The sequence below is a fragment of the Paraburkholderia phosphatilytica genome, assembly GCF_003443895.1.
GTDB classification, from domain to species: Bacteria; Pseudomonadota; Gammaproteobacteria; order Burkholderiales; family Burkholderiaceae; genus Paraburkholderia; species Paraburkholderia phosphatilytica.
Window position 1 is genome coordinate 88,140 of record NZ_QQOA01000018.1, and the last position, 24,163, is coordinate 112,302.

Here is a 24,163-nt window from a genome sequence, read left to right on the forward strand (position 1 = left end):
GCTCATGCGCGTCGATGCGTGGCTCGCGATGGCGGAGCGCGAGTCGCGCTCGCCGCCGCCGTGTATTGCTTTGCTGCCCCCGTTCGCCCGACGTTCTCTCTACTCTCTATATAGAGTGAGCGTCTTCGCGCTCACCCGGTTCGGACTATCTTGATGCGGCACACTCGTGCAGTACACCGCGCGGCACGCTGTGCGGGTCGCACGTTGCGTGCCGCGTCCTGCTACGACTTACTGGCAGGCCTCGCACTCGTCGAAGCCAGGATCGCCCGGACGCATCATGCACACCGGACCATCCGCTTCCGGCGCCGTCTCGATCGTGGCCGATACCGCGGGTGCCGCAGCAACCGCAGGCGCCGCCACCGCGGCCGCATTCAGGCCACCCGACGACGCACCGCCGCTCGCGCCGAAACCGCCCGCGCCTGCTCCACCACCCGCTGCGCCACCCGACGAACCGCCATCATTCGACGGCACCGCGTTCAGCGCGCCGTGCGCAACGGTCGACTTCTCGACGTGCGTCGCCGCCATCGTGCGCAGGTAGTACGTGGTCTTCAGGCCGCGCAGCCATGCGAGCTTGTAAACCTCGTCGAGCTTCTTGCCCGACGCGCCCGCCATGTAGATGTTGAGCGACTGCGCCTGGTCGATCCACTTCTGACGGCGCGACGCCGCTTCGACCAGCCACGTGGCGTCAACCTCGAACGCGGTCGCGTAGATCGCGCGGAGGTCGGCCGGGATCCGGTCGATGCGCGACAGCGTGCCGTCGAAGTACTTCAGGTCGGCGACCATCACCTCGTCCCACAGGCCGCGCGCCTTCAGGTCGCGCACAAGGAAGTCGTTGACCACCGTGAACTCGCCCGACAGGTTCGACTTCACGTACAGGTTCTGGAAGGTCGGCTCGATGCACGCCGACACGCCGATGATGTTCGAGATCGTGGCCGTCGGCGCGATCGCGATGCAGTTGGAGTTGCGCATGCCGTACGTTGCGATGCGGGAACGCAGCGACGTCCAGTCCATCGACGCGCTCGAATCCACCTCAACGTAGCCGCCGCGCGCATCGGCGAGCAGCTGCAGCGTGTCCTGCGGGAGGATGCCGCGATCCCACAGCGAGCCGCGGTAGCTCGAGTAGCGGCCGCGTTCTTCCGCGAGCTCCGTCGACGCGTAGTACGCGTAGTAGCAGACCGCTTCCATCGACGTATCGGCGAACTGGACCGCTTCCTGCGACGCGTACGGCGTGCGCAGCAGGTGCAGGCAGTCCTGGAAGCCCATGATGCCCATGCCGACCGGACGGTGCTTCAGGTTCGAGTTACGCGCCTTCGGCACCGCGTAGTAGTTGATGTCGATCACGTTGTCGAGCATCCGCATCGCGACGCTGATGGTGCGCTTCAGCTTGTCGTGGTCGAGCACGAACGAGCCGTCGGCCTGCTTCGACATGTGCGCGACGAGGTTCACCGAGCCCAGGTTGCAGACGGCGATTTCGGTGTCGCTGGTGTTCAGCGTGATTTCCGTGCACAGGTTCGACGAGTGCACGACGCCGACGTGCTGCTGCGGCGAGCGCACATTGCACGGATCCTTGAACGTGATCCACGGATGGCCCGTTTCGAACAGCATGCCGAGCATCTTGCGCCACAGCTGCGCCGCCGGGATCTTCTTGAACAGCTTCAGCTCGCCGCGCGCGGCCTTGTCTTCGTAAGCCGTGTAAGCCTTCTCGAACTCTGCGCCGAACTTGTCGTGCAGGTCCGGGCAGGTGGACGGCGAGAACAGCGTCCAGTCGCCGCCTTCCATCACGCGCTTCATGAACAGGTCGGGAATCCAGTTCGCCGTGTTCATGTCGTGCGTGCGGCGACGGTCGTCACCGGTGTTCTTGCGCAGCTCGAGGAATTCCTCGATGTCGAGGTGCCACGATTCCAGGTACGCGCAGACCGCGCCCTTGCGCTTGCCGCCCTGGTTCACCGCGACGGCCGTGTCGTTCACAACCTTCAGGAACGGCACCACGCCCTGCGACTTGCCGTTGGTGCCCTTGATGTGCGAGCCGAGCGCGCGCACGCGGGTCCAGTCGTTGCCGAGACCGCCGGCGAATTTCGACAGCAGCGCGTTTTCCTTCAGCGCTTCGTAGATGCCGTCGAGGTCGTCGTCCACCGTGGTGAGGTAGCACGACGACAGCTGCGAGCGGCGCGTGCCCGAGTTGAACAGCGTGGGCGTGGACGACATGAAGTCGAAGCTCGACAGCACCTGGTAGAACTCGATCGCGCGCGTTTCGCGGTCGATCTCGTTCAGCGAGAGGCCCATCGCGACACGCATAAAGAATGCCTGGGGCATTTCGATGCGGGTGCCGTCGACGTGCAGGAAGTAGCGGTCGTACAGCGTCTGCAGACCGAGGTAGCCGAACTGCAGGTCGCGGTCCGCGTCGAGCGCGGCGCCGAGACGCTTCAGGTCGAACTGCAGCAGCTTGTCGTCGAGCAGTTCCGCTTCGACGCCGCGCTTGATGAAGAGCGGGAAGTATTCGGCATAGCGCTCCGACATCTGCGCCTGCGTGACTTCCTCTTCGAGGATTTCGCGGCGGATGGTGTGCAGCAGGATGCGCGCGGTGGCCTGGCTGTACGCCGGGTCCTTCTCGATCATCGTGCGGGCTGCGAGAATGGCCGAGTCGTAGACCTGGCTCATCGGCACGCCGTCGTACAGGTTCTTCACCGTCTCCGCGACGATCGGCGCAGCGCTGACCGCGTCGCCCAGGTTGTCGCACGCGGATTCGATCAGCGCGCGCAGCGCGTTCAGGTCGAGCGGACGCGTGATGCCGTTGTCCGTCACGTTGAGGCCCGGCGCCGCGGCCTGGCCTTCCTCGCCGTGGCCGCGCTCCTGGTTGCGCTTCTCGCGATACAGCACGTACGCACGCGCGACGTTGTGCTCGCCGCCGCGCATCAGCGCGAGTTCGACCTGATCCTGAATGTCTTCGATATGGAACGTGCCGCCGTTCGGACGGCTGCGCAGCAGCGCGCGCACGACGCTCTGCGTGAGCTGCTCCACCAGCTCGCGCACGCGCGCCGACGCGGCGCCCTGCCCGCCGTTCACTGCGAGGAACGCCTTGGTCATCGCGATCGCGACCTTCGACGGTTCAAACGACACCACACTTCCGTTGCGACGGATCACCTTGTAATCCGCGAAAGTCGCCTGCGGCGCGAGCGCCTGCGCGCCCTGGGCCTGACCACCGAACGAGTGGCCAGCGAGTGAGCCCTCGAAACGGGGCGTCACGTTATCGGTCGTTTGCATGTGCAAAGCTCCTGGTCCTGGAATGTGCGGAGAATCCGCGGTTAGTACATACGCTGCGCAACCCCGGGCGCTAGCGATCTGGTGCAGGGAGAGGACAAGCGAGGCGGGATGGCCGGATGCGACTGCGATGGGTCGATGACGTTGGTCTCGATCAGATGTGTCGCGATCACTTGCTTGTGTCCTTTTCCCCGGATGCTGCTTTTGCGAGTGACCTTCGGATGACTTCCGCAGGCCTCGCAACTCATTGATTTTTCGGCGTCTGGAAAGCACGCGGCGCCAGACTCATGGAGCGGGGCGCCGCCTGTACAACACAATATCTAGTGTGAAACCCGTTGCTTGGCACCAAGTATAGTGGAGTTCGCCGGCATCTCAAATTAATTTATTTAGGCGGGGCGGGTTGACTTTTCACATACCAAGCCAATGATCGGACCTGCCGGAAAGCAAGGCCCAGCCTGGCTCCGCGCGCTACTGACGTGCTCGCGAACGCGACGGGTCAGCGTGCGTGTTGCGGGTAGAGATAGGGGAAATACTGATCGGCGAGCTGGGTGTCGCGTTGCAGACGCGGCCACTCGAAGTGCGGACCGGGATCGGTCTTGCGGCCGGGCGCGATGTCCGAGTGACCCGCTACCGCGTCGATCGGATAGCGCGCGCGCAACGCGACGACGAGCGATGCGAGCGTCCGGTATTGCGCCGCTTCGAACGTCGTGGCGTCGCTGCCTTCGAGTTCGATGCCGATCGAGAAGTCGTTGCAGCGCTCGCGGCCGAAGAAGTTCGACAGGCCCGCATGCCATGCGCGCTCGTCGCACGAGACGAACTGCTCGAGCGCGCCGTCGCGATGGATCACGAAGTGCGCCGACACCCGCACGCCGCGCAGATGCGTGTCGTAGTACGGATGCGCGTCGCAGTCGAGACGATTGAGGAACAGGTCAGTGACGCCGCTGCCGCCGAATTCGCCGGGCGGCAGACTGATGTTGTGCACGACGATCAGCGTGGGTATCGCGCCCGCGGGACGCGCTTCGAAGTTCGGCGACGGCAGGTGGCGCGCGCCCTCGACCCAGCCGCGCGCATCGACCGGGAAAGTGGAACCCGCGCTCATCGCGCGTCGCGGCGATTGGTGCCGGTGCGCACCGCGTGGCGATGCGCGTGATCGGCGCTGCAGAACGCTTCGCCCGCGACGATCACGGAGTCGCTCTTCGGCGCGTGCACGCCGCACTCGGCGCAGCGGATCATCGGTTCGGCGAGTTGCGGCGGCTGCGGGTTGCGCGCGTTCGCGCCGTTGCCGGTGCCCGCGCCCGCATCCGCGCCGCCATTGCGCGACGCGGCGTGACCGCCGGCGCCCGTGCGTGCGTCCGCGCGACGCAGCGCCTTCACGAGCCACTGGCCGACGATGAACAACAGGATCAGCAGAAAAATCTGTCGCATGAGAATCAGACCACCGGGCGGTGCAGCAGCACCTCGAGAACGAAACGGCTGCCCACGTACGCGAGCAGCAGCGCGACGAACGACGCGAGCACCCAGCGCAGCGCCGCGCGGCCACGCCAGCCCGAGACCTTGCGGGCCGTCAGCAGCGCACCGAACATCACCCACGACAGGATCGCGAACACCGTCTTGTGATCGAGCCGCAGCGCGCGGTCCTGCAGCTGCTCGCTGAACACGATGCCCGACACGAGCGTCAGCGTGAGCAGCACGAAGCCCGCGCCGATCAGACGGAACAGCAGTTTTTCGAGCGTGAGGAGCGGCGGCAGCGTGCCGAGCCAGCCCGTGAGCCAGCCGTTGCGCGACGCGTCGCCCGCGCGCTGCAGCGCCGCGCCGCCGCGCATCGCGTGCAGCCGGCGCTCGACGAGCAGCATCAGCACCGCGTGCAGCGCCGCGATCGCGAAGAGCCCGTACGCAACGTTCGCGATCAGGAAGTGCAGCTTGAACATCGGTGCAGCCGAGTACGACAGCACGCGCACGCCGCCGAACACGAGCGGCATCAGCGACGCGACGCACGCGAGCGGCAGCACGAGCAGGCGCAGGCCGTCGAGCGGAAAGAAGAAGCTCTCGATCCAGTAGATGCCGGCGCCGAGCCAGAACATCGCGGAGAGCGCGAACGCGAAACCGAACACCATCGCGTTCTGCGGGAAGATGGTGGCGTCGAGCAACGCGCCGTGCGCGAGCAGCGCGACGAACAGGAGCACGCGCCCCGTCGTGCCGGATGCCTCGGTCACCGGGCCGCTCGCACCGCCGGCGGGCCCTACGGCCGACAGCGACGGCACGCTCTCGAGCACCGGCCGCACCGCCGTCTGACGATGCGCGCGCCAGCCCACGACAGCGAGGCCGCCGTACAGGATCGCGGTGAGGGCATACAGTACAATATCCATATTCGAAGTTTACACCAGGCCCCTGGCTTGCGACGGCTTAGGCCCGGCGCCCACAGGGCCGTTCTCCTCATCGTTCCCCATGCTCGACAACCTCACCCAACGGATGGCGCGCGTCGTCAAGACGCTGCGCGGCGAAGCCCGGCTCACCGAGGCGAACACGCAGGACATGCTGCGCGAAGTCCGCCTCGCGCTGCTCGAAGCGGACGTGGCGCTGCCCGTCGTGCGCGACTTCATCTCGAAGGTGAAGGAGAAGGCGCTCGGCGAAGACGTGATCGGCAGCCTGTCACCGGGTCAGGCGCTGGTCGGCGTCGTGCAGCGCGAACTCACCGCGGTGATCGGCGGCGACTACGAAGGCAAGGCCGCCGAGCTGAACCTCGCCGTCACGCCGCCCGCGGTCGTGCTGATGGCGGGCCTGCAGGGCGCGGGTAAAACCACCACCACCGGCAAGCTCGCGAAACTGCTGCGCGAGAAGTACAAAAAGAAGGTGCTGACCGTTTCGTGCGACGTCTATCGCCCCGCGGCGATCGCGCAGCTGAAGACGGTGACCGAGCAGGTCGGCGCGGACTTCTTCCCGTCGGAGCCGAACCAGAAGCCGGTCGAGATCGCGCGCGCCGCGGTCGACTGGGCGAAGCGCCACTATCACGACGTACTGCTCGTCGACACCGCCGGCCGTCTCGGTATCGACGAAGCGATGATGCAGGAAATCTCGGCGCTGCACGCCGAACTGAAGCCGGCTGAAACGCTGTTCGTGGTCGATGCGATGCTCGGCCAGGATGCCGTCAACACCGCGAAGGCGTTCAGCGACGCACTGCCGCTCACCGGCGTCGTGCTCACCAAGCTCGACGGCGATTCGCGCGGCGGCGCGGCGCTGTCCGTGCGTCACGTCACCGGCAAGCCGATCAAGTTCGTCGGCGTCGCGGAAAAGCTCGACGGTCTCGAGGTGTTCTATCCGGACCGGATGGCGAACCGGATCCTCGGCATGGGCGACATCCTCGCGCTCGTCGAGGAAGCGCAGCGCGGCGTCGACGTGCAGGCCGCGCAGAAGCTCGCCGACAAGGTGAAGAAAGGCGGCGACTTCGACCTCAACGATTTCCGCGCGCAGCTGTCGCAGATGAAGAACATGGGCGGCCTGTCGTCGCTGATGGACAAGCTGCCCGCGCAGTTCCAGCAGGCCGCGTCCGGCGCCGACATGGGCCAGGCGGAAAAGCAGATGCGCCGCATGGAAGGCATCATCAATTCGATGACGCCGCAGGAGCGCGCGAAGCCCGACCTCATCAAGGCCACCCGCAAGCGCCGCATTGCCGCGGGCGCGGGCGTGCAGGTTCAGGAAGTGAACCGGATGCTGAACCAGTACGAGCAGATGCGCACGATGATGAAGAAGCTGAAGGGCGGCAACATGGCCAAGATGATGCGCGGCATGAAGGGCATGCTGCCGGGCATGCGCTGACGCAAACCCGCGCCTTCCGCTTCTGGAAGACGCGGGTTTATCATGCCGGGTTTATCATGCGGTAGCGCGTGCCGCTATTCCCTCTATATGTAAACAGTCAACGCCCGCCAGACGTCATGAATCGCGAAGAAGCCCTCCACGTTTTCCAACACTCCGAACAGATCGTGTCGGCCAGCGAAGTCGCCGCCTCGATCGGCCGCATGGCAACCGCCATCCGCAACGACGTCAGCGAGGACTTCCCGCTCGTGCTGTCGGTGATGGGCGGCGCGGCGGTGTTCACCGGCATGCTGCTGCCGCACCTCGATTTCCCGCTCGAGTTCGACTACATCCACCTCACGCGTTACCGCAACACGACGAAGGGTGGTCCGGACATGCAATGGCGCGTCGCGCCGGCGGAATCGGTGAAGGACCGCGTCGTGCTGGTGCTCGACGACATCCTCGACGAAGGCGAGACGATGGCCGCGATCCGCGACCGCATCCTCGCGATGGGCGCGAAACGCTTTCTCTCCGCGGTGCTGTGCGAGAAGCAGATTCCGAAGGCGAAGCCGCTGCGTCCCGACTATTGCGGCTTCTCAGTGCCGGACCGGTACGTGTTCGGCTGCGGAATGGATGCGAAGGGCTACTGGCGCAACCTGCCGACCATCCGCGCGCTGACCGAAACGATGTGAGGTTGTGCTGAGCGCTAGTTGCAGTGCGTTGAATTGCGACATGGCAGCCAGAACGAAAAAAGCGACCTTCGAAGGTCGCTTTTTTTTATTCGCCCGATGCGGCGCAGGTGCAGCGCGGCGGCACACGGCCCGCCTCAAAGCTGATGCACGAACGCGCGAATGCCCGCCAGCATCATCTCGACGGAAATCGCGACGAGCACGAGCCCCATCAACCGTTCGAAGGCCATCACCGTCCGCTCGCCAAGCCACTGCTGAATGCGTTCCGCGAGCACCAGCACGATCGCGCAGACCACCATCGTGACAGTCAGCGCGCCGATCCACTCGAACATCTTGCCCGGCGCCTGCGACGTGAGCAGCATCACCGTCGCGAGCGCGGACGGCCCGGCGAGCGCGGGGATCGCGAGCGGCACGATCATCGGCTCGCCGCCGCGCGCATCGCCGCCGAACGGACCGTCGGGGTGCGGGAAGATCATGCGCAGCGCAATCAGGAACAGCACGATGCCGCCGCCGATGCGCAGCGACAGGTCGGTCAGGCTCATCATCCGCAGGAAGCGGTCGCCGGCGACCATGAACACCAGCAGGATCATGAACGCGATCGCAACCTCGCGCAGGATCACCTTGATCCGCCGGTGCGGCGCGACGCCGCGCAGGCAGTTGATGAAGAGTGGGATGTTGCCGAGCGGATCGGTGATCAGCACCAGCAACACCGTGGCGGACAGGAAGTTGTACTCCACTGTCCGGCCGCTCAGCGCGCGAGCGCCGCGCGGATCTTTTCGATGACCGTGGCGCCCGCACTCTCCACCGGCAGCAGCGTGGCCTCGGTATCGCGGCGGGCCTGGTACTCGACCTTGCCGTCCTTCAGGCCGCGGTCGCCGATCACGAGCCGATGCGGCACGCCGATCAGCTCCCAGTCGGCGAACATCACGCCCGGCCGCTCGCCGCGATCGTCGAGGATCACGTCGATGCCGGCCGCGAGCAGCTGCTCGTACAGTTTGTCGGCCTGCTCGCGCACGGCTTCGCTGCGGTCGTAGCCCATCGGGCACAGCACGACTTCAAACGGCGCGATCGACTCGGGCCAGATGATGCCCTTGTCGTCGAAGTTCTGCTCGATCGCCGCGCCGAGGATACGCGTGATGCCGATGCCGTAGCAGCCCATGATCATCGGCTGCGGCTTGCCGGCTTCGTCGAGGAACGTCGCGTTCATCGCTTCCGAGTACTTGCTGCCGAGCTGGAACACGTGACCCACCTCGATACCGCGGCAGATGTCGAGCACGCCCTTGCCGTCCGGCGACGCATCGCCCTTGCGCACGTTGCGGATGTCCGCCACTTCCGGCTCCGGCAGATCGCGGCCCCAGTTGACGCCGGTAGTGTGGAAGTCGACTTCGTTCGAGCCGACCACGAAGTCGCTCATGTTCGCGACCGTGCGGTCCGCGATCACCTTGATGGGCTTCTTCGTGCCGATCGGTCCGAGGTAGCCCGGCGGCGTGCCGAACCATTCGACGATCTCGTCTTCTGTCGCGAAGCGGAACTCGCCAAGGCCTTGCAGCTTGTTGACCTTGATCTCGTTCATCTCGTGATCGCCGCGCAGCATCAGCAACCAGATGGTCGGTTCGGCGCCTTCGTTTTCCGTGGCCAGGATGATCGACTTGATCGTGCGTTCGAGCGGGATGTTCAGGTACTCGGCCACGCTCTCGCACTTCGCCTTGCCCGGCGTCGAGGTCTTCCTGAGTTCTTCCTTCGGTGCCGCGCGTTCGGCGATCACGGGCAGCGCTTCCGCCGCTTCCACGTTCGCCGCGAAATCCGACGTCGGGCAGTACGCGATCGCGTCTTCGCCGGTGTCGGCGATCACGTGGAATTCGTGCGAGCCGCTGCCGCCGATCGAACCGTTGTCCGCCGCCACCGCGCGGAACTCGAGACCGAGGCGCGTGAAGATGCGCACGTACGCGTCGTACATCTTGCGATAGGTTTCGCGCAGACCGTCCAAGTCCTTATCGAACGAGTACGCGTCCTTCATGATGAACTCGCGGCCGCGCATCACGCCGAAGCGCGGACGGATCTCGTCGCGGAACTTCGTCTGCACCTGGTAGAAGTTCACCGGCATCTGGCGATAGCTCTTGATCTGGTTGCGCGCGATGTCGGTGACGACCTCCTCGTGCGTCGGCCCCAGCACGAAGTCGCTCTGCCTGCGATCCTTGAAGCGCAGCAGCTCGGGACCGTACTTCACCCAGCGCCCCGACTCCTGCCACAGTTCGGCCGGCTGCACCGACGGCATCAGCAGTTCGATCGCGCCCGCCCGGTTCATCTCTTCACGCACGATGGCTTCCACCTTGCGGATGGAACGCAGGCCGACCGGCAGGTAGTTGTAGATGCCACCTGCGATGCGACGGATCATGCCTGCGCGCACCATGAGCTTGTGGCTGACGATTTCGGCGTCGGCGGGCGCTTCCTTCAGGGTACCGATAAAGAAACGGGAGGCTTTCATTCAGAAAATTATCCAGAAGCGGCAGCCCGGGACGAGCCGCCCAAAAGATCAAAACGGGGGAATGCGGGCTCCGTGCGGCGCTGCGCTGCGCCGATGAACGCGCCGGACCGGCCAGTGTAGCCCGGCTGGCGCCCCGCCGCGAGGGATCGACCCATTCTGGTGCGACCAAGTGCGTCGGGCCCGTTATCTGTTTATAATCAAAGCAATTTTAAAGGATTCGAAGGTGGTTGTATGCTGGATCGTGAAGGCTTTCGCCCGAACGTCGGCATCATCCTCTTGAACGCGCACAACGAGGTGTTTTGGGGCAAACGGCTCCGCGAACATTCCTGGCAGTTTCCGCAAGGGGGCATCAAGTACGGTGAGACCCCCATGCAGGCGATGTACCGGGAACTGCACGAGGAAACCGGCCTGCTTCCAGAGCACGTCAAGATCGTCGGTCGCACGCGCGACTGGTTGCGTTATGAGGTGCCGGACAAGTTCATCAAGCGCGAAGTACGCGGACATTACCGCGGCCAGAAGCAGATCTGGTTCCTGCTTCGGATGCTCGGACGCGATTGCGACATATGCCTTCGCGCAACCGATCACCCGGAGTTCGATGCGTGGCGCTGGAACGAGTACTGGGTGCCGCTCGACTGTGTGATCGAGTTCAAGCGGGATGTGTATCAGATGGCGCTGACCGAGTTGTCGCGCTTTCTGCGCCGAGTCAACCCGCGCCCCAATCAGGGCAACGGGCATCATCAACATGCGCCGCGGTATCCGCGCATCGTGCAGTCTGAGGCGCAAGCCCCGGACGGCGCGACTGTCGCGGGTGTCAGCGTCGTCACGGTAGAGACGATACGCACGTCAATCGACTCCGATTGCGGGTCGGTGGAAAGCGAAAGCGTCGTCATCCGCTCGACGGATCTGCGCGAATGATCCATCGGGCCCACGGGCCCGATGCTCCTGAACCGGCGCGGCTTTCGCGCCACCTGTGCCGCCGCGGCTTGCTGAAAGCCGCGGCGTTGTTTCGTGAGGACATCGATTTGAAAGTAACCGCTCTGGTCGCGGCGTGCGTTGCCGCGGGCTTTCTGCTGGCCGGCTGCGCGCACAATTCGGAACCGACCAACAAGGACCCCAGCGTCTTCCACTACCTGCTCGACGAACCCAGCAACTGGAAAGAGAACGCGGTAGACACGCTGCCACCGCTGCCGCAGGCCGGCAATCTGCTGCCGTTCACGGTCTCGCAGAACACGCCGCTGCAGTTCTCGATCGATTCGAAATCGCTCTCCGTGGGCACCGATGGCGTGGTGCGCTACACCGTGGTCGTGACGAGCCCGAGCGGCGCGCGCAACGTCAACTACGAAGGCATCCGCTGCGATACCTACGAGTGGCGGCAGTACGCGGGCCTGAATGCGGATCACAACGGCTGGGACCGCACCGTCGCAACAGAGTGGACCCGCATCGCGAACGGCAACCTGAACGCGTATCAGGCCACGCTCTATCAGGACTACTTCTGCGCGAACAAGATACCGGTTGCGAAGGCGCCGGCGATTCTCGACAACATCAAGATGGGCCGCACCCAGTCGATGCTCATCCACTGACCTGCGGCGGGCATCCGGCGCGTGCGTTTGCTGTGTTGCGCACGCTCACCGGATGCTCCGTCGTTCAGGCGCGCTTCAGGTGTGCCCCCGCGCCACCTGTCACCGGCTTACACGAGCACGAGATTGTCGCGATGGATCAGCTCGGGCTCGAGCATGTAGCCGAGCACCGACTCGATCTCGCTGCTCGGCCGGCGCTGGATCAGCTTCGCTTCCGCACTACTGTAGTTCGTGATGCCGCGCGCGATCTCGCCGCCATCCGTGTTCACGCACGCGATCACCTCGCCACGCGCGAACGCACCCCGCACCTCGACCACGCCGATCGATAGCAGACTCTTGCCGCCCGCCGTCAGCTTTTCGACCGCGCCGTTATCGATCACGACGTGACCACGCACCTGCAGATGGTCCGTCATCCATTGCTTGCGCGCCGCGAGCCGTGCCGTACGCGCCACCAGTTGCGTGCCGATCGCTTCGCCAGCGGCGAGCCGCTTCAGCACGTCCGGCTCTCGCCCGCTCGCGATCACCGTGTTCGCACCGCTATGCGCGGCTCGCTTCGCCGCGAGAATTTTCGTCAGCATGCCGCCACGGCCGATCGCGCTGCCCGCGCCGCCCGCCATCGCCTCAAGTTCGGGTGTGCCCGCATCGGCCTCGCCGACGAGTTTCGCCGCCGGGTCCTTACGCGGATCGGCCGTGAAGAGGCCCTGCTGGTCGGTGAGGATGATGAGCGCGTCGCCTTCGATCAGGTTGGCGACGAGCGCGCCCAGCGTGTCGTTATCGCCGAACTTGATTTCGTCGGTGACGACGGTGTCGTTCTCGTTGATGATCGGCACGACGCCGAGCCGCAGCAGCGTCCACAACGTGGAGCGCGCATTCAGGTAACGTTCGCGGTCAGCAAGGTCGGCATGCGTGAGCAGGATCTGCGCGGTCTGCACGCCGTGCTCCGAAAAACGGCTTTCGTAGACCTGCGCGAGCCCCATCTGCCCGACCGCCGCCGCGGCCTGCAGTTCGTCGATTTCCCGCGGCCGCTTCGTCCAGCCGAGTCGCTGCATGCCTTCCGCGATCGCGCCGGAACTGACCAGCACGACCTCCTTGCCCTCGCTGCGTAATGCTGCGATCTGCTCGGCCCACCGGCCGATCGCGGCATGATCGAGCCCACGCCCGTCGTTCGTGACGAGGCTCGAACCGACTTTGACGACCAGGCGCCTGGAATCTGCGATGACGGAACGCATGGTGCGCGCTCTCCAAACGTGATGCGGGTTGTGTGGTGACAGCGGGCCGAGCCGCGCTCGTGCCAGGCTTGTGCCTGGCCCTATTCCTGCGACGGACCGGCTTCTCCGGCCTCCGGGCTGCCCGGCACCTCATCGCGAAAACGCACGTCGGCGGCGAGATCTTCTTCGTCTGCCGCGCGCTGCGCGTCCGAATGCTGGACGAGGTAGTCGTAGACCGCGTAGGTCAGGTTCTCACAGCCCTGCCCCGTGAGCGCGGAGATCTCGAACACCGGACCGTCCCACTCGAATCGCTTCAGGAAATCGGCAACGCGGGTCGCGCGCTCGTCTTCCGGCACCATGTCCAGCTTGTTCAGCACCAGCCAGCGCGGCTTCGCGAACAGCAGTTCGTCGTACTTGCGCAGCTCGTTGACGATCGCCTTCGCTTCGGCGACCGGATCGACGTGTTCGTCGAACGGCGCGAGATCGACGATATGCAGCAGCAGCCCCGTGCGCTGCAGATGGCGCAGGAACTGGTGACCGAGGCCGGCGCCTTCCGCGGCGCCTTCGATCAGACCGGGGATGTCCGCGATCACGAAGCTCTTCGCGGGACCCACACGAACGACGCCGAGATTCGGCGCGAGCGTCGTGAACGGATAGTCGGCGATCTTCGGCTTCGCGTTCGACACCGACGAGATGAACGTCGACTTGCCCGCGTTGGGCATGCCGAGCAGCCCCACGTCGGCCAGCACCTTCAGTTCGAGCCGGACCATGCGGCGCTCGCCCGGCTTGCCGTCGGTCTTCTGGCGCGGCGCGCGGTTCGTGCTGGACTTGAAATGCAGGTTGCCCAGACCGCCCGCGCCGCCCTTCGCGACGAGCACCGTCTGGTTGTGTTCGGTCAGGTCGGCGATCAGTTCGCCCGTGTCCATGTCCGAGATGATCGTGCCGACCGGCATACGCAGCGTGATGTCGTCGCCGCCCTTGCCGTAGCAGTCCGAGCCGCGGCCGTTCTCGCCGTTGCGCGCCTGGTGCTTCTTCGCGTAGCGGTAGTCGATCAGCGTGTTGATGTTGCGGTCGGCCACCGCATACACGCTGCCGCCACGGCCGCCGTCGCCGCCGTCGGGGCCGCCGAACGGGACGAATTTCTCGCGGCGCATCGACGCGCTGCCATCGCCCCCGTCGCCGGCGATGACTTCGATCCTCGCTTCGTCAATGAACTTCATGCGTTGCTCCGTCCCATTCGAATCACTATTTTGCCGCGCGGCGCCGTTCGTCGCCATTCATCCGAATGGCCAGGGTTGGCGCGCGCGGCGGGATTTCCTGCTACCAGGCGCCCTGGAACGCGCCGGTGCGATATAAACAAAAAGGCCCCGCAAACTTCGCGGGGCCTTTCTTCCGGTCCTGAAGCCCGTGTCTGATTAAGCTCAGACCTGTGCCGGGACGACGTTGACCATGTGCTTCTTGTCAGCGCCCTTCGTCGAGAACTTGACGTGGCCGTCGACCAGTGCGAACAGCGTGTGATCCTTGCCGATGCCGACGTTATCGCCAGCGTGCATGCGCGTACCGCGCTGACGCACGATGATGCCGCCAGCCAGGATTGCCTGACCGCCGTACACCTTCACGCCGAGGCGTTTCGACTCGGAGTCGCGGCCGTTACGGGAAGAGCCGCCTGCCTTTTTGTGTGCCATGTGATTGCTCCTTGACCTTCGTGCGCTTACGCGTTGATCGCGTCGATGCGCAGTTCGGTGTAGTTCTGGCGGTGGCCGCCGTGCTTCTGGTAGTGCTTCCGGCGACGCATCTTGAAGATGGTCACTTTGGCGTGACGACCGTGCGACACAACGGTGGCCTTGACGGAAGCCCCACTGACCAGCGGCGTACCGAACTGAATCGATTCGCCTTCGCCCACTGCGAGAACCTGGTCGAGCGTGATTTCTGCGTCAATGTCAGCCGGTATCTGTTCTACTTTAAGTTTTTCGCCAACGGCAACCTTGTACTGCTTGCCGCCGGTTTTTATGACCGCGTACATTGAAAACCTCACTCTGGATTCGTTTTTCCGACGCACCGCGCGCGGAAACCCGTGATTATACATAGAGTTAGCAACCGCGTCAAAGCCACCTTCACTATCCGTGCGCGGCCCCGCCACCGGCCCGCGCGCCGATGCGGGACGACTGACGGGCTCCGGACCGTAGCCCCCCGTAGCCACACCGCCGACGCCCCGCGGCGCGGAACCACGGCGATTCGCCTTATAATTCGCGGCACTACCCCTATTCGCCATCATGCCGTCGACTGCCACCTCCCCCCCCAACGCCGCCAACCTGCTCGCCCCGATCGCCGACGACATGCAGCAGGTCAACCGGGTCATCCGGCATCGCCTGGCGTCGGAAGTCATGCTGATCAACCAGATCTCCGAGTACATCATCGGAGCTGGCGGAAAACGGCTGCGCCCGGCGCTGCTGCTCCTGATCGCGGGTGCATTGGGCGACACGACCGGCCACCGCCACGAACTGGCGGCGGTCGTCGAGTTCATCCACACGGCCACGCTGCTGCACGACGACGTCGTCGACGAATCCGATCTGCGGCGCGGCCGCCAGACCGCCAACGCGCTGTTCGGCAACGCCGCGAGCGTGCTGGTGGGCGACTTCCTGTATTCGCGCTCGTTCCAGATGATGGTTGGCGTCGGCAAGATGCGCGTGATGGAAATTCTGTCCGAAGCGACAAACATCATCTCCGAAGGCGAAGTGCTGCAGCTGCTCAACATGCACGACGCCGACGTGGACGAAGCGCGCTACATGCAGGTGATCCGCTACAAGACGGCGAAGCTGTTCGAGGCGGCCGCGCAGCTCGGCGCGGTGCTGTCCGGCGCCGATGCCGCCACCGAAGATGCCGCGGCCGAGTATGGCCGGCGCATCGGCACCGCGTTCCAGATCATGGACGACTGGCTCGACTACACGGGCACGCCGGAATCGATGGGCAAGAATGCCGGCGACGACCTGCGCGAAGGCAAGCCGACGCTGCCGCTCATCTACCTGATCGAGCGCGGCACGGCGGAACAGTCGGCGCTCGCGCGCGAGGCCATCGAACAGGGCGGCACCGACCGCTTCGAAGAAATCTTCGACGCGATCACCCGTTCGGGCGCGCTCGATCACACGCTGGAGTGTGCGAAACAGGAAGCATTGGCAGCCGCTGCTGCAATTTCTTCGTTTCCGGATTCCATTTACAAAGAAAGCCTGCTAGAATTATGTTCTTACTCGACGACGCGTCAGTCCTGAACAGGACCGAAACGTCGAAAGAGTCCAGAATTCGGGGTGTAGCTTAGCCTGGTAGAGCGCTACGTTCGGGACGTAGAGGCCGGAGGTTCGAATCCTCTCACCCCGACCAGAATCTGCAAAAAAAGCCGTCCTTCGTGGGCGGTTTTTTTTCGTCCCTGCGCTGCACGTCCCCGCCAGCATCGCGGTCCTCGAAGCCGCCGCCGTTCAGCCCGACCCGCTCCATCGCCGCGTCGCGCTGCCGTGGCTGCAGCCCGTCAGCAGCCCGAAAGGCATCGGTTCTTCGACCACTTTATTCGTAGTGCAAATCAATGTGAATTCACATCCCGCGTCGCAGACACCGTTGCCGATTTCGTTCCCAATCCGGCGGACCGGCCATGCGCTCAGGCAGGTCGAGCTCGCTACAGGCCCGGACCCCGGCAACCTCCCCCGCGTCCGGCCTCTTTGCGCCCCTCTGCTATAGTCCCTCCATCCCGTCCCTTTCTGCCTTCGAAGCGTGGAACAACTTCCCTTATGGGCGCAGATCGGCGCTGTCGCGTTGCTGCTGATCTGCTCCGGCTTCTTCTCCATCTCCGAGACCGCGATGATGGCGCTCAACCGCCATCGCCTGAAACACCTCGCGAATCAGGGCGCGCTCGGCGCAAAAACCACCCAGGGCCTGCTCGCGCGCACCGACGAGCTGCTAAGCGTGATCCTGATCGGCAACAACCTGTTCAACACGATCATCCCGGTGCTGACGACGTCGATCGCACTGCACACGTTCGGGCATGACAATCTCGTGCTGTCGATCGCGACAGGGGTCGTCGCGTTCCTGATCATCGTGTTCGCCGAGATCACGCCGAAGATCGTCGGCGCGACGTATCCGGAGAAAATCGCGCTGCCGGCAAGCTTCCTGATCGCGCCGCTGATGCGCGTCGCGATGCCGCTGATCTGGTTCGTCAACCTGTTCGCGAACGCGATCCTGCGCGTGTTGCACATCAACACGAAGGGCGGACGCGACCAGCGGCTGTCCACCGAAGAGCTGCGCACCATCGTGCTCGAATCCGGCAGCTTCATGCCGACCAAGCACCGCAGCATCCTGCTGAACCTGTTCGATCTGGAGAACATCACCGTCGACGACGTGATGATCCCGCGCCGGCGCATCGAAGCGCTCGACCTTGACGCGCCGTTCGACAGCATCCTGAACCAGCTCGAAACCTGCTATCACAACAAGCTGATCGTCTACCAGGGCGACATCGACCGCGTGATCGGCGTGCTGCACGTGCGCAAGACGCTCGCGGCGCTCCACAACCAGGAGCTCGAGCGCGAGACACTGCGTGAGCTGCTCGCGGAACCGTACTTCGTGCCGAGCGGCACGCCGGTGTTCCAGCAACTTCAGTACTTCCAGGAATCGCGCCACCGCACGGCGCTCGTCGTCGACGAATACGGCGAGCTGCAAGGACTCGTCACGCCGGAAGACATCCTCGAGGAGCTGATCGGCGAATTCACGACGTCGATCCCACGTAGCGCGTCGTCTCGCGGCGGCTGGAATGCGGAAGGCGAATGCATCGTCGCGGGCAGCATGCCGCTGCGCGAGCTGAACCGCTGGCTGCAGCTGACGCTGCCGACCGATGGCCCGAAAACGCTCAACGGTCTGATTCTCGAACTGCTCGAAGAAATTCCCGATGGCGACGTCTGCATGGAGATCACCGGCGTTCGGCTCGAAGTGATGCGCAGCGACGACCAGGCCGTGCGCACCGTCAAGCTCTTCAAACCGGGCGCGCGTGGCGCCGACAAGGGCGTGCGCAAGCTGCTCGCTTCGTGACCGTTAGTCATCCGGCCGGATGGCGGCAAGTCCGCTAGCTACGGGTGATAGACGCATCGTGTTGAACAGACGGCGCATCGTGAGGATGCGCCGGAATCCGATGCATGCTCCGATTTTTCAACCCGTCCGCTCGTTGCCTTCCGCCGCCACTGCGGCCTTTCTCCTCACAGAAAACGCCGACAGAATACGCCCGCCGTGCAACTGCCGGCGCATCCGGCTACGCGTCGACGGTGTGCTGCAGGTGCGGTGCGGCCGCTCGCGAACGCGTTACGCGCGTTTCTGCGCCAGGACCCGGCCGTGATCATGGTCGGTCGGCGCGATCCGCTACACCACAGCCGGTGTAGCGTTCCTGAACGCGCTCGCGAACCTGTGCCCGCGTGATCATCGTGCCCGGCGCGCTGGTCGGCGGACTCGTGGTGGCGATATATCTTCCCGTCATTGAACCGGGCAACGTGGTGTAGCATCGCAGCCGGACCCCGACCTTAGACCATGACCGCACTCCTGCCCGCCTCCGTCACGCTGTTCGCCGCGCCATGGGGCCGCGCCGCCGGCGCCGTCGAAGGCTTCGGCGCGCTGCCGCTCGTCGTGCAGATCGTCTTCGCGATCGTGGTCGGGCTCGTGATCGGCAGCTTCGTGAACGTCGTGGTCCACCGGCTGCCAATCATGCTGGAGCGTTCGTGGCGTTCGGACATTGCGGATGCAACGGGTGAGCCGCTCGCCGACGATGGGCTCCCCGCGCGCTACAACCTGTGGCTGCCGCGCAGTGCGTGTCCGCACTGCGGGCACGAACTGCGACCGTGGGAAAACATCCCCATCTTCAGCTACCTGATGCTGCGCGGCCGCTGCTCGGCGTGCCATGCACGCGTCAGCCTGCGCTATCCGCTGATCGAATTCGCGACCGCGGCGCTCGCGGTGCTGTCGCTGCTCGTCTTCGGCGCGAGCTTCTCCGCGCTCACGGCGTTCTGCCTGTCGGCCATGCTGCTTGCGATGAGCGCGATCGACATCGACACCCATCTGCTACCCGATTCGCTCACGCTGCCGCTCCTTTGGGCCGGCTTCGTCGTCAACCTCGACGCAACCTTCACCACGCTGCACGACGGCATGCTCGGCGCGATCGCGGGCTATCTCGTGCTGTGGCTCGTACACTGGGCGTTCAAGGTGATTCGCGGCATCGACGGCATGGGCTACGGCGACTTCAAGCTGCTCGCCGCGCTCGGCGCGTGGCTCGGCTGGGCCGCGTTGCCGCAGATCGTGCTGATCGCTGCGGTCACGGGCGCGGTCGTTGGGCTCTTCGCGACGTGGTCCGGCAGGATGCGCTTCGAGGAACCGCTGCCGTTCGGGCCGTTCCTCGCGGCGGGCGGCGCCGTCACGCTGTTCGCCGGAACGCCGCTTTACTTCGTACTTGGGAGCTGATGGATGTTTTCGGTAGGACTGACGGGCGGCATCGGCAGCGGCAAATCGACGGTAGCAGACTGCTTTGCCGCGCACGGCATCGCGATCATCGACACTGACGTGATCGCTCATCGGGTTACGGCGCCGCTCGGCATGGCGATGCCCGCGATCGTCGCGGAGTTCGGCATGACGTTTGCGGCCGACGACGGCTCGCTCGACCGCGCGAAGATGCGCTCGCTGATCTTCAGTGACGACACCGCGCGCAAACGTCTCGAAGCCATCCTGCATCCGGTTATCCGCAGGGAGACCGAGCGCGAGCGTGCCGCGGCGAGCGGGCCGTATCAGATGATCGTGGTGCCGCTGCTCGTCGAGTCGGGCGACTGGAAGAAGCGCGTGGACCGGGTGCTGACGGTTGATTGCACGGTCGAAACGCAGATCGGCCGCGTGATGCGACGGAACGGCTTTTCCCGCGAACACGTGCTCGCGATCATTGCGAAGCAGGCGAGCCGCGAAGCGCGCCTCGCCGCCGCCGACGACGTGATCGTCAACGACGATACGGCGTCGCTCGATGCGCTGGCCGCCCAGGTCGACACGTTGCATCAGCACTATCTGGCTCTGGCCGCGGCACAGCCGAAGGACTGAGCACGCGGCAGCCGCGCGCACGGTTGATTCGGGACCGCATCTTGCATAACGCGCCCAGGTCCGCATCGCGGCGATGCTTCAAAGCAATTCACGCACGTGTGTCATGGAAAGCACACGATTGTGCGCGCCCGTTTCGCGTGCAGAGTGAAAAGCAGAATCGCGTTGCTGCCCGGCGCATCGTGACGAAAGAATCGTTCATCGCGTACCGCGCATCTTGCGACGATGTGCCGGGGCGCGATTGATTGCCAGTGGTAATCGCACAGCATTAGAATGTGCTGCAAAATCCCGTTACCCGAACACGTCCGAGGCGACCCGCTTGATCCTTTACGAGTATCCCTTCAACGAGCGAATCCGGACGCTGCTGCGCCTCGAGGACCTGTTCGAGCGCTTCACGTTCTTTCTGACTCAGGAAGACGCGCGGGAACATCATGTCGCGTTGACGACACTGTTCGAAATCTCCGAAGTCGCCGGTCGCGCGGATCTCAAATCGGATCTGATGAAGGAGCTCGAGCGGCAGCGCCAGACCCTGGCGCCGTTTCGCGGCAACCCGGGTATCGAGCAGAACGCGCTCGAAGCCGTGCTCGGCGAGATCGAGCAGACGCTCGCGGGCCTGTCGCAGATGCAGGGCAAGACTGGCCAGCATCTTGCAGAGAACGAGTGGCTCTCCAGCATTCGCAGTCGCGCGATCATTCCGGGGGGAACCTGCAAGTTCGATCTACCGTCGTACTACGCATGGCAGCAGACGCATCCGGACCAGCGTCGCCATGACATCGCCAAGTGGGTCATGCCGCTCCTGCCGTTGCGCGATGCCGCGACCATCGTGTTGCGGCTCGCACGGGAGTCGGGTCAGGCATCGAAGGTAATGGCGATGCAGGGCAGCTATCAGCAGATGCTGTCGGGCAAGTCGTACCAATTGATGCAGGTGCGCGTGTCGCCCGAACTGCGGGTGATTCCGGAAGCGAGCGCCAACAAGTACATGCTGTGGGTGCGCTTCACGGTGCAGGACGGCGACCTGCGTCCACGCGCGGTCGACGTGGACGTGCCCTTCCAGTTGACGCTCTGCAGCCTGTGACGCCGGCGCTGGACCTGTTGAAACCGAAATCCGTCTGACCGAATGACTACTGTCGTCAAATGTCCGACCTGCGGCAAGAATGTCCGTTGGACCGCTGAAGCACGCTTCCGGCCGTTCTGCTCGGAACGCTGCAAACAGATCGACCTCGGCGCGTGGGCGGCCGAGAAGTACAAGATCGGCGGCACCGATGACGAACCGCCATCGGACGATACCCCGAGCGCCGAACGCGGCAGTCCGCATTAACTGGCTGGCTGCGCGTCGCGCGAGTGTGTATCGCGCGGCGCCACCGCCCTTCACTTCGCTTCGTGCGTATCGAGCGGTGATCAATCCGCCGCGAGCCACTCCAGCACCGGGATCGTCGCCGGCAATAGCGGCGCCACCTCGGCCGGCAGCGTCTGCCATGCGAGCGCCTGACCTTCACGGCCATGCGGATCGCCGCGCCACGCAGTCACCTTGCAGAAGTAGAGCCGCACGTACGCGTGCGGGTAATCGTGTTCGAGCGTATGCCAGCGGTGGCTCGCTTCCACGTCGATGCCGAGCTCTTCGTGCAGTTCGCGCGCGAGCGCCGCTTCGACGCTCTCGCCGGGCTCGAGTTTGCCGCCCGGGAATTCCCAGTAACCTTCGTACGGTTTGCCCACCGGGCGCTGCGTGAGCAGATAGCGCCCATCGGGCTGCACCAGCACGCCGACCGCCACTTCGGTCACCTTGCGGCCGGCCGCATTGCGCTCCACACCAGCTTCGTCGTTCACGTTCGTGTTCATGCCTGGGTCTTCCGGCCCGACCAGTCGCGCGCGAACTGCCACGCGACCCGGCCCGAGCGCGAGCCGCGCTCCAGCGCCCACACCAGCGCATCGCCGCGCGCTGCCTCGACCTCGGCGTCGCCGCAGCCGAAATGCCGCAGCCAGTGGCCGACGATCGCCAGGTAGTCGTCCTGCTTGAATGGGTAGAAGCTGACCCACAGGCCGAAGCGCTCGGATAGCGAGATCTTTTCCTCGACCACCTCGCCCGGATGGATCTCGCCATCGGCCGTGTGCTTGTAGGTCTCGTTGTCGCTCATGTACTCGGGCAACAGATGGCGGCGGTTCGACGTCGCGTAGATCAGCACGTTGTCCGACTGCGCGGCGACGGAGCCGTCGAGCGCCACCTTCAGCGCCTTGTAGCCCGACTCGCCTTCCTCGAACGAAAGATCGTCGCAGAACACGATGAAGCGCTCCGGCCGCGCCGAGATCAGGTCGACGATGTCGCCCAGGTCGTGCAGATCGTCCTTGTCGACTTCGATCAGGCGCAGACCTTCATTCGAGAACGCGTTGAGGCACGCCTTGATCAGCGACGACTTGCCGGTGCCGCGCGCGCCCGTCAGCAGCACGTTGTTGGCCGGCTGGCTGCGCACGAACTGACGCGTGTTCTGCTCGATCAGCGCTTTCTGGCGATCGATGTTCTTGAGATCGTCGAGCGCGATCGCGGAGATCGCCGGGACCGGTTGCAGGAAGCCGCGACCCTGGCGCTTGCGCCAGCGAAACGCGACGGCGGCCGACCAGTCGACGTCCGGCGACGACGGCGGAAGAATCCCTTCGAGGCGCGCCAGCAGCGCCTCGGCGCGGGTCAAAAACTGTTCGAGCTTGTCCATGTTGTTCGAGTGACGGCGGTGAGACGGTGTTGATGCGACGTGCTGAAGCGGATACGGATCCTCGGGAGTGTACGGTCAGCGGCGGTGATCAGGAGCGGTAGTCGGCGTTGATGCTGACGTAGTCGTGCGACAGGTCGCAGGTCCAGATCGTCGCGTTCGCATTGCCGCGGCCCAGCACCACGCGAATGCCGATTTCGCTCTTCTTCATCACGCGCTGCCCGTCTTCTTCCTGATAGTCCGGATTGCGGCCGCCGGCCTTCGCCACCAGCACGTCGTCCAGATACAGGTCTATCTTGCCCACGTCGAGGTCCGTCACGCCCGCATAGCCGATCGCGGCGAGGATACGGCCGAGGTTCGGGTCCGACGCGTAGAACGCGGTCTTCACAAGCGGCGAGTGGCCGATCGCGTACGCGATCTGGCGGCACTCGGCGACGCTCGAACCGGCTTCGACGTGCACCGTCATGAACTTGGTCGCGCCCTCGCCGTCGCGCACGATCAGCTGCGCAAGCGTCTGCGCGGTTTCGGTGACGGCGTCGCGCAGCGCCGCATAGGCCGGCGATGAAGTGGACGTGATCGCGGGCAGGCTCGACTTGCCCGATGCGATCAGGATGAACGAGTCGTTGGTCGATGTATCGCCGTCGATCGTGATGCAGTTGAACGAGCGATCGGCAACGTGCTTCACGAGTTCGTCGAGCACCGGCTGCGCAACCGTCGCATCGAGCGCGAGGAAGCCTAGCATCGTCGCCATGTTCGGCTTGATCATGCCCGCGCCCTTGCTGATGCCGGACAGCGTGACCGTATGGCCGTCGATCGTCACCTGGCGCGACACGGCCTTCGGCAGCGTGTCGGTGGTCATGATCGACTGCGCGGCTTCGTGCCAGTGCGCAGCCTTCAGGTTTGCGAGCGCGGCGGGCAGCCCGGCCTTCAGGCGGTCGACCGGCAGCGGTTCAAGGATCACGCCCGTCGAGAACGGCAGCACCTGCCCGGGCGCGATGCCGGCCAGGCGCGCGAGTTCATCGCAGGTCTCGCGGGCCGCGGCGAGACCCGGCTCGCCGGTGCCGGCGTTCGCGTTGCCCGTGTTCACGACCAGCGCCCGGATGCCCTTGCCGCCGCCGCGCACGCGCTCGAGGTGCTCGCGGCACACCGTGACGGGCGCCGCGCAGAAGCGGTTCGACGTGAACACGCCCGCGACCGTCGCGCCTTCGTCGACGGCAATGACGAGCACGTCCTTGCGGTTCGGCTTGCGGATGTTCGCTTCGGCCCAGCCGAGCGTGACGCCGGCGACCGGATGCAGTTGGACGGGATCGATCGAGGGAAAGTTGACAGCCATGGTTCGCGACCTGTCGAGATGAGCGAC

The 24,163-nt window shown here is 64.9% G+C and carries 23 protein-coding genes and 1 tRNA gene; 11 read left to right on the forward strand and 13 right to left on the reverse strand.

What is annotated here, in order from left to right; translation table 11 throughout:
• Nucleotides 1–228: 228 nt before the first annotated feature.
• From DVS29_RS20095 to DVS29_RS20110, 4 genes are all read right to left on the reverse strand, one after another.
• On the reverse strand, nt 229–3,261 hold the full coding sequence (locus tag DVS29_RS20095; protein WP_118182236.1) for a ribonucleoside-diphosphate reductase subunit alpha: 3,033 nt from the start codon (nt 3,259–3,261) through the stop codon (nt 229–231).
• A gap of 493 nt (nt 3,262–3,754) precedes the next feature.
• A complete protein-coding gene (ampD, locus tag DVS29_RS20100) occupies nt 3,755–4,357 on the reverse strand; it encodes a 1,6-anhydro-N-acetylmuramyl-L-alanine amidase AmpD (RefSeq protein WP_118182237.1) in 603 nt (200 codons plus the stop codon).
• Nucleotides 4,354–4,683: a PP0621 family protein gene (locus DVS29_RS20105; protein WP_118182238.1), complete on the reverse strand. Its 330-nt coding sequence runs from the start codon at nt 4,681–4,683 to the stop codon at nt 4,354–4,356. The genes ampD and DVS29_RS20105 overlap by 4 nt, the downstream gene beginning before the upstream one ends.
• A 5-nt stretch (nt 4,684–4,688) precedes the next feature.
• On the reverse strand, nt 4,689–5,624 hold the full coding sequence (locus tag DVS29_RS20110; RefSeq protein ID WP_118182239.1) for a cytochrome C assembly family protein: 936 nt from the start codon (nt 5,622–5,624) through the stop codon (nt 4,689–4,691).
• 79 nt (nt 5,625–5,703) lie between these two features.
• Between DVS29_RS20110 and ffh the strand changes: the two genes are divergently transcribed.
• The gene (ffh, locus tag DVS29_RS20115) at nt 5,704–7,071 is read left to right on the forward strand and encodes a signal recognition particle protein (protein ID WP_118182240.1); all 1,368 of its coding nucleotides are present in this window, start codon (nt 5,704–5,706) and stop codon (nt 7,069–7,071) included.
• Between the two features lie 116 nt (nt 7,072–7,187).
• Nucleotides 7,188–7,739 (forward strand): hypoxanthine-guanine phosphoribosyltransferase, encoded by a 552-nt coding sequence (locus DVS29_RS20120; protein ID WP_118182241.1) that lies wholly within the window; start codon nt 7,188–7,190, stop codon nt 7,737–7,739.
• A 134-nt stretch (nt 7,740–7,873) separates the two neighbouring features.
• Here DVS29_RS20120 and DVS29_RS20125 read toward each other — a convergent pair whose 3' ends face one another.
• Together DVS29_RS20125 and DVS29_RS20130 are read right to left on the reverse strand one after the other, a co-directional pair.
• Nucleotides 7,874–8,473 (reverse strand): MarC family protein, encoded by a 600-nt coding sequence (locus DVS29_RS20125; protein ID WP_118182242.1) that lies wholly within the window; start codon nt 8,471–8,473, stop codon nt 7,874–7,876.
• A gap of 11 nt (nt 8,474–8,484) precedes the next feature.
• Nucleotides 8,485–10,221, reverse strand: coding sequence for a proline--tRNA ligase (locus DVS29_RS20130; RefSeq protein ID WP_118182243.1), 1,737 nt, complete (start codon nt 10,219–10,221; stop codon nt 8,485–8,487).
• 231 nt (nt 10,222–10,452) lie between these two features.
• Here DVS29_RS20130 and DVS29_RS20135 point away from each other — a divergent pair, with 231 nt between their 5' ends.
• Both DVS29_RS20135 and DVS29_RS20140 read left to right on the forward strand, forming a co-directional pair.
• Complete coding sequence (locus DVS29_RS20135) at nt 10,453–11,136, forward strand: RNA pyrophosphohydrolase (protein WP_118182244.1); 684 nt, start codon at nt 10,453–10,455, stop codon at nt 11,134–11,136.
• Between the two features lie 107 nt (nt 11,137–11,243).
• Nucleotides 11,244–11,801 carry a CNP1-like family protein gene (locus tag DVS29_RS20140; RefSeq protein WP_118182292.1) on the forward strand — a complete coding sequence of 186 codons (558 nt, stop codon included), beginning with the start codon at nt 11,244–11,246 and terminating at the stop codon, nt 11,799–11,801.
• A 107-nt stretch (nt 11,802–11,908) separates the two neighbouring features.
• On the opposite strand, the gene proB is transcribed toward DVS29_RS20140, so the two are convergent.
• From proB to rplU, 4 genes are all read right to left on the reverse strand, one after another.
• Entirely contained in the window at nt 11,909–13,027 is a 1,119-nt protein-coding gene (gene proB / locus DVS29_RS20145) for a glutamate 5-kinase (RefSeq protein WP_118182245.1), read from the reverse strand.
• 80 nt (nt 13,028–13,107) lie between these two features.
• Entirely contained in the window at nt 13,108–14,226 is a 1,119-nt protein-coding gene (gene cgtA / locus DVS29_RS20150) for an Obg family GTPase CgtA (RefSeq protein WP_118182246.1), read from the reverse strand.
• Nucleotides 14,227–14,427: 201 nt separating this feature from the next.
• Nucleotides 14,428–14,691, reverse strand: coding sequence for a 50S ribosomal protein L27 (gene rpmA, locus DVS29_RS20155; protein WP_118182247.1), 264 nt, complete (start codon nt 14,689–14,691; stop codon nt 14,428–14,430).
• Nucleotides 14,692–14,717: 26 nt separating this feature from the next.
• On the reverse strand, nt 14,718–15,029 hold the full coding sequence (rplU, locus tag DVS29_RS20160) for a 50S ribosomal protein L21 (protein ID WP_004194344.1): 312 nt from the start codon (nt 15,027–15,029) through the stop codon (nt 14,718–14,720).
• A 250-nt stretch (nt 15,030–15,279) separates the two neighbouring features.
• Here rplU and DVS29_RS20165 point away from each other — a divergent pair, with 250 nt between their 5' ends.
• From DVS29_RS20165 to yacG, 7 genes are all read left to right on the forward strand, one after another.
• Nucleotides 15,280–16,272: a polyprenyl synthetase family protein gene (locus DVS29_RS20165; RefSeq protein WP_118182248.1), complete on the forward strand. Its 993-nt coding sequence runs from the start codon at nt 15,280–15,282 to the stop codon at nt 16,270–16,272.
• Nucleotides 16,273–16,304: 32 nt separating this feature from the next.
• Nucleotides 16,305–16,381: transfer RNA gene (locus tag DVS29_RS20170), tRNA-Pro, on the forward strand.
• A 384-nt stretch (nt 16,382–16,765) separates the two neighbouring features.
• Entirely contained in the window at nt 16,766–18,073 is a 1,308-nt protein-coding gene (locus tag DVS29_RS20175) for an HlyC/CorC family transporter (protein ID WP_118182249.1), read from the forward strand.
• 489 nt (nt 18,074–18,562) lie between these two features.
• Entirely contained in the window at nt 18,563–19,486 is a 924-nt protein-coding gene (locus DVS29_RS20180) for a prepilin peptidase (protein ID WP_118182250.1), read from the forward strand.
• Between the two features lie 3 nt (nt 19,487–19,489).
• Nucleotides 19,490–20,107: a dephospho-CoA kinase gene (gene coaE, locus DVS29_RS20185; protein ID WP_118182251.1), complete on the forward strand. Its 618-nt coding sequence runs from the start codon at nt 19,490–19,492 to the stop codon at nt 20,105–20,107.
• A gap of 316 nt (nt 20,108–20,423) precedes the next feature.
• The gene (gene zapD / locus DVS29_RS20190) at nt 20,424–21,179 is read left to right on the forward strand and encodes a cell division protein ZapD (RefSeq protein WP_118182252.1); all 756 of its coding nucleotides are present in this window, start codon (nt 20,424–20,426) and stop codon (nt 21,177–21,179) included.
• A 42-nt stretch (nt 21,180–21,221) separates the two neighbouring features.
• A complete protein-coding gene (gene yacG / locus DVS29_RS20195; protein WP_118182253.1) occupies nt 21,222–21,422 on the forward strand; it encodes a DNA gyrase inhibitor YacG in 201 nt (66 codons plus the stop codon).
• Between the two features lie 80 nt (nt 21,423–21,502).
• On the opposite strand, the gene DVS29_RS20200 is transcribed toward yacG, so the two are convergent.
• The 3 genes from DVS29_RS20200 to argJ form a co-directional block, all read right to left on the reverse strand.
• Nucleotides 21,503–21,940, reverse strand: coding sequence for an NUDIX domain-containing protein (locus DVS29_RS20200; RefSeq protein WP_118182254.1), 438 nt, complete (start codon nt 21,938–21,940; stop codon nt 21,503–21,505).
• Nucleotides 21,937–22,806: an ATP-binding protein gene (locus tag DVS29_RS20205; RefSeq protein WP_118182255.1), complete on the reverse strand. Its 870-nt coding sequence runs from the start codon at nt 22,804–22,806 to the stop codon at nt 21,937–21,939. The genes DVS29_RS20200 and DVS29_RS20205 overlap by 4 nt, the downstream gene beginning before the upstream one ends.
• An 88-nt stretch (nt 22,807–22,894) precedes the next feature.
• Nucleotides 22,895–24,136: a bifunctional glutamate N-acetyltransferase/amino-acid acetyltransferase ArgJ gene (argJ, locus tag DVS29_RS20210; protein WP_118182256.1), complete on the reverse strand. Its 1,242-nt coding sequence runs from the start codon at nt 24,134–24,136 to the stop codon at nt 22,895–22,897.
• Between the last annotated feature and the right edge of the window lie 27 nt (nt 24,137–24,163).